Source organism: Rhodococcus sp. CX (genome assembly GCF_015865005.1).
In the GTDB taxonomy this organism is placed as follows: Bacteria; Actinomycetota; Actinomycetes; order Mycobacteriales; family Mycobacteriaceae; genus Rhodococcus.
Genome location: NZ_JADZGH010000057.1, coordinates 17,573 through 22,948 on the forward strand (window position 1 = coordinate 17,573; position 5,376 = coordinate 22,948).

Below are 5,376 nucleotides of genomic sequence, written 5' to 3' on the forward strand. Positions count from 1 at the left end.
GCTGCGCCGCCCCGACCTGCTCGTCTCCCTGCTCACCCACTGGCAGCGGCATCCCGCGCTGTCGTACCTGTTCTCGGGCCGGTTCATCGGCCCCACCTCGCAGGCGCCGCGCGTCGACGAGGGCAGGCCGGACGCGCTGTACGAACTCGAGATCGCCTTCACCGAGATCGAGCGGCTCACCGGCGACGCGGACGACGACTGGCCGCCGTCACCGTGGGTCGTCGACCGTGCGCTGCGGCACCTGCTCACCGACCTGACCGGCAACACGCACCGCGCCGAATTCTGCATCGACAAGCTGTACAGCCCGGACTCGGCGCGCGGCCGCCTCGGCGTCCTCGAACTGCGCGGCTTCGAGATGCCGCCGCACGCGCAGATGGCGATGGTGCAGTCGCTGCTGGTGCGCGGCCTCGTCTGCACTTTGTCGCGGCCGACATCGCCGACGTCGTCGCGGATCTGCGCGAGCACGGCGTCGACTTCGACACCGCCTGGCTCGACCCGTTCCTCGAATTCCGCTTCCCCCGTCTGGGCAGCGTGCAGGCCGGCCCGGTCACGCTGGAACTGCGCGCCGCCGTCGAACCGTGGCACGTGCTCGGGGAGGAAGCCACCGCCGGTGGCACCGCCCGCTACGTCGATTCGTCCGTCGAACGGCTGCAGGTGTCCGTGACCGGCGCCGACCGCGGCCGGTACGTCGTCACCTGCAACGGGGTGCCGATGCCACTGCTCGAGACCGGCAAGGACGACGTGCAGGTCGCCGGGGTGCGGTATCGCGCATGGCAGCCGCCGAGCGCCCTGCATCCGACGATCGAAGTGCACAGCCCCCTGGTGGTCGACGTCGTCGACGTCGAGTCGGGTCGCTCGCGCGGCGGCTGCACCTACCACGTCGTGCATCCCGGTGGCCGTGCCTACGACACCCCGCCGGTCAACGCGGTCGAGGCGCAATCTCGCCGTAACCGCAGGTTCGAGGACCACGGATTCACACCCGGACGTATCGACCTGGCAAGCTTGCAGGAGACGCAGGCGCGGCTGGCGGTGGACGTGACGGCCCCCGGACTCCTCGACCTGCGACGGACGGACACCGCCTGGCGTTGACGGCACCGAAGCAGAGGCCCGGTGGCGCAGGCAACGAGCCCCGGGAGGACGGCAACCGATGACCGACGTCGCCGATGTGGCGCTGACCGGATACGTGCACCGCGGGCCCGAATTCGACGAACTGCTCGGTCCGGACGGCCGGTTGCGGGCCCACTGGGCCGACTTCGCGGACGGGTGCCGTCCCCGCGGGCCGGAACCGCTCGCGATGTACCGGCAGCGGCTGCGCACGCTGGTCGACCACCACGGCATCAGCTACAACCCGATCGACCCGTCCGGGACGCCGACGTCGGTGCGCTGGAACGTCGACGGCGTGCCGCTGGTGCTGGCCGCCGACGACTGGGCCGAGCTGGAACGGGGCCTGGTGCAGCGGTCGCGGCTGCTCGACGCGTTGCTCGCCGACCTGTACGGCGAACTGCGGACCGTTCGGGACGGGCTGCTGCCGCCGCGGCTGGTGTTCGGGCACGCGGGGTACGTGCGGGCCGCGCACGGGCTGACCCTGCCCGGCCCGCACCAGCTGTTCCTGCACGCCGTGGATGTTGCGCGCGGCACCGACGGCCGGTTCCGGGTGTCGCGGGATCTGACGCAGGCGCCGTCGGGTGCGGGGTACGCGATGGTGGATCGGCGGGTGATGTCGCGGGCACTGCCGGACCTGTACCAGACGACGAGCCCGCGGCCGCTGTCCCCGTTCGCGCAGGCCGTGCGGCTGGCGTTGCGGGATGTCGCGCCGGTCGGCGTGGAGGATCCCACGGTCGTGGTGCTCACCCCCGGCGCGACCTCCGAAACCGCGTTCGACCAGGCCTACATCGCCGGGACCCTGGGCCTGCCGCTCGTCGAATCCGCCGATCTCGTGGTGCGCGACGGCCGGTTGTGGATGCGCTCGCTCGGATCGCTGACCCGGGTGGACGTGGTGCTGCGCCGCGTCGACGCGGCCTTCGCGGATCCGCTGGACCTGCGGCCCGATTCGCATCTCGGGGTGGTGGGACTGGTGGAGGTGGTGCGCCGCGGTGCGGTCTCCGTCGTCAACACACTCGGCAGCGGGGTTCTCGAGAACCCGGCGCTCGCGGCGTATCTGCCGTGGTTGTGCCGGGCCCTGCTCGACGAGGAGTTGCTGCTCGAGTCGGCACCCGCCCACTGGGGCGGCACCGACGACGGGCGGTCGCTGCTCACCGCACGGTTCGACGACCTGGTGCTGCGGTCCGCGGTGACCACCGAGACAGTGGTGCCCGGCGCGCTCGACGCGGCGCAACGGGAACTGTTGCGGGACAGGGTGTTCGCCGATCCGGCACGCTGGGTCGGAACCGAACCGACCGAGCATTCGTACGCGCCGGTGCTGGCAGCCGGGCGCGACGCGTTCGAGGCCGCACCCGTCGGGCTCCGCCTGTTCACGGTCGCGCAGCGGGTCGGATTCACGCCGATGCCCGGCGGGCTCGGCCAGGTCCTCGCGCCGGGCGCCGGGCGCGACATCGTCGCCAAGGACGTGTGGGTCCGGTCGGTGCCCGCCGCGTCGACGGCGGATCCGTCCGGCACGGCCGAGACGCTGCCCGAATTCGCGGTGCCCGCGGTCGACGTGGTCACCTCACCCCGTGTCCTCGGTGACCTGTTCTGGATCGGCCGCTACTCGGAGCGCGCCGAGGACACCGCGCGGCTGCTCATCGCGGTGCGGGAACGCTACCAGGACTACCGGTTCCGGCCGTGGCTCGCGGGCAGCGAATGCCTGCCGGTGCTGCTGCAGACCCTGACGGCCGCGGCGCCGTCGTCCGAGTTCGCGGTCACCGACGATCCGGACGCCCCGCGCATCGACAGCTACCGGGTCGCGACCGCGGAGTTCCGTTCGCTGACGGTCGATGCGGACCGGCTCGGATCGCTGGCGCAGTCGTTCGCCGGACTCGAGCGGGCCGCCCGGGCCGTGCGCGACCAACTCTCGAACGACACGTGGTCGGTGCTGGCGGACGTGCGGCGCGCCCTCGACGAACTGGCCACCACCCCCGACGAGGGCGGGTCGCTGCTCGAGGTCACCCAGTCCGCGGCGCTGCGGGGCATGCTCGCGTTGTCCGGTCTGGGCGCCGAATCGATGGTCCGTGACATCGGCTGGCACGTGATGGACATCGGGAAGCGGATCGAGCGGGGACTGGCGCTCACCTCGCTGCTGTCGACGACGCTGGTCGAGGTGCGCGCGCCCGGCACCGAGCGGGCCCTCGTCGAGTCGGTGCTCGTCGCGGCCGAGAGCTCGGTGACGTTCCGGCGCCGCAATCATCGGGTGCGGGTGGCTGCGGTGGCCCAGCTACTGCTGTTCGACATCGGCAATCCGCGGTCGCTCGCGCACCTGCTGGACCGGATCAAGGAGAACCTCCGGGCGCTGCCGGACGCGTCGGGTGCCTCGCGGCCCGAGCGGCTCGCCGAGGAGCTGATCACCCGGTTGCGCCGCGTCGATCCGGTGGATCTCGAGGCCGCCACGGACGGCACCCGCACCGAGCTGGCCGAACTGCTCACCGCGGTGCATCGCGGACTCGAAGAACTGTCCGAGCTGCTGCTGCAGGGACCGCTGTCGCTTCCCGGCGGCACCCGGCCGCTGTGGGGCGGCGCCGAGAACAGGAGGATGCCGTGACCGACACCGCCGGGACCGACACCGCTGGGACCGACGCCGTGCGTCGCTACCGGATCGTGCACCGCACCACTTACCGGTACTCGGGGACGGTCACCTCCTCCTACGGCCGCGGCTACCTGATGCCGCGGGACACCGGCGAGCAGCGGGTCGTCGACACCGCCGTCACCGTCGAACCGGCGCCCGGCGACACCTCCACCGGCGTCGACATCTGGGGCAACCGGGACGTGTACTTCCACGTCGTCGAACCGCACGACACGCTGGTGGTGACCGCACGTTCGGTGGTCGAGGTGAGCCGGCCCGACCCCGCGTTGTGGACGGCCGGGCCCGCGCTGCAGCCCTGGGAGTCGGCGCGACCGGCGACCGCGGGCGGTGCGCTGGCGACCGACTTCGTGCTCGACCTCGAGCCCGCCGAGATCGACGATTCGGTGATCGAATACGCCGCAGCGACATTCGTTCCGGGACGCCCGTTGGGGGAGGCGATCGTCGAGCTCACCCACCGGATCTTCACCGACTTCACGTACTGCTCGGGATCGACCTCGGTGTCGACCCGGGTTTCCGAGGTCCTCGCCTCCCGGGCCGGCGTGTGCCAGGATTTCGCGCGCCTGGCGATTGCCTGCCTGCGCGCGAACGGTCTTGCCGCACGGTATGTTTCGGGATATCTGGCAACCGATCCGCCGCCCGGCAAGGAACGCATGATCGGGGTCGACGCCACTCACGCGTGGGCGGCGGTGTGGCTCCCGGGTGATCGGTGGCTGGCCTTCGACCCGACCAACGATCAACTGGTCGACGAGCGTTACACGACGGTGGGGTGGGGCCGTGACTACGCCGACGTGCCGCCCCTGCGTGGCGTCATCTATACCGAAGCGAAGGACAGTACCATCGACGTGTCCGTGGACGTCGCACCGATCACGAAGGATGGTTTCGATGCGTGACTTCTCCTGTCCCACTTGCGGTCAGCAACTCGCCTTCGAGAACTCGGTCTGCCTGGGATGTGGCGCGCGCCTCGGTTTCGACCTCGGCACGGTCTCCATGGTCACCATCGTCGACGAACCCGCGGTCTCCCTGGATCCGAGCACAGGGTCGGTGCCCGCAGCCGCATACCGGCTGTGCGCCAATATGCATCTCGCGCGGTGCAATTGGATCGTCCGTGTCGACCACTCCGGCAACGGCGTGACGTTGTGTCCGTCGTGCGAGCTGACCCGGACGCGGCCCGCGGACGACGACGTCGTCGCGCTCGAGGCGTTCGCCGAGGCCGAGGCGGCCAAGCGGCGGCTGCTGGTGGAGTTGACCGAGCTGGGATTGCCGGTGGTCGGCCGGGCCGAGGACCCCGAGGCTGGGCTGACCTTCGATCTGTTGTCGAGCCGTGACGAGCCGGTGGTCACGGGGCACGATTCCGGGGTGATCTCCCTCGATCTCGCCGAGGGCGACGACGTGCACCGCGAACAACTGCGGGTCGCGATGGACGAGTCGTACCGCACGGTGCTCGGCCACTTCCGTCACGAGATCGGGCACTACTACCAGATGGTGCTGATCGTCGACGACGACGCCCGGCAGCGGTTCACGGAACTGTTCGGTGATCCCGACCAGGACTACCAGCAGGCCCTCGACCGGCACTACTCCGAGGGCGCTCCCGCCGGGTGGGAGGACACCCACGTGTCGAGCTACGCCACGATGCACCCGGC

Annotated in this window: 3 protein-coding genes and 1 pseudogene; all 4 read left to right on the forward strand. The window is 71.1% G+C overall.

All coding sequences use genetic code 11. The features are described from left to right. Nucleotides 1–1,089 (forward strand): annotated as a pseudogene (locus I0Q12_RS32080) (transglutaminase family protein); the annotation flags it as partial. 58 nt (nucleotides 1,090–1,147) lie between these two features. Beyond that, nucleotides 1,148–3,694 (forward strand): circularly permuted type 2 ATP-grasp protein, encoded by a 2,547-nt coding sequence (locus I0Q12_RS05790; RefSeq protein WP_197251034.1) that lies wholly within the window; start codon nucleotides 1,148–1,150, stop codon nucleotides 3,692–3,694. After that, the gene (locus I0Q12_RS05795) at nucleotides 3,691–4,626 is read left to right on the forward strand and encodes a transglutaminase family protein (RefSeq protein ID WP_197251035.1); all 936 of its coding nucleotides are present in this window, start codon (nucleotides 3,691–3,693) and stop codon (nucleotides 4,624–4,626) included. The genes I0Q12_RS05790 and I0Q12_RS05795 overlap by 4 nt, the downstream gene beginning before the upstream one ends. Then, the coding region (locus I0Q12_RS05800; RefSeq protein WP_231610091.1) for a putative zinc-binding metallopeptidase at nucleotides 4,619–5,376 on the forward strand (758 nt) is incomplete at its 3' end. The genes I0Q12_RS05795 and I0Q12_RS05800, both read left to right, overlap by 8 nt.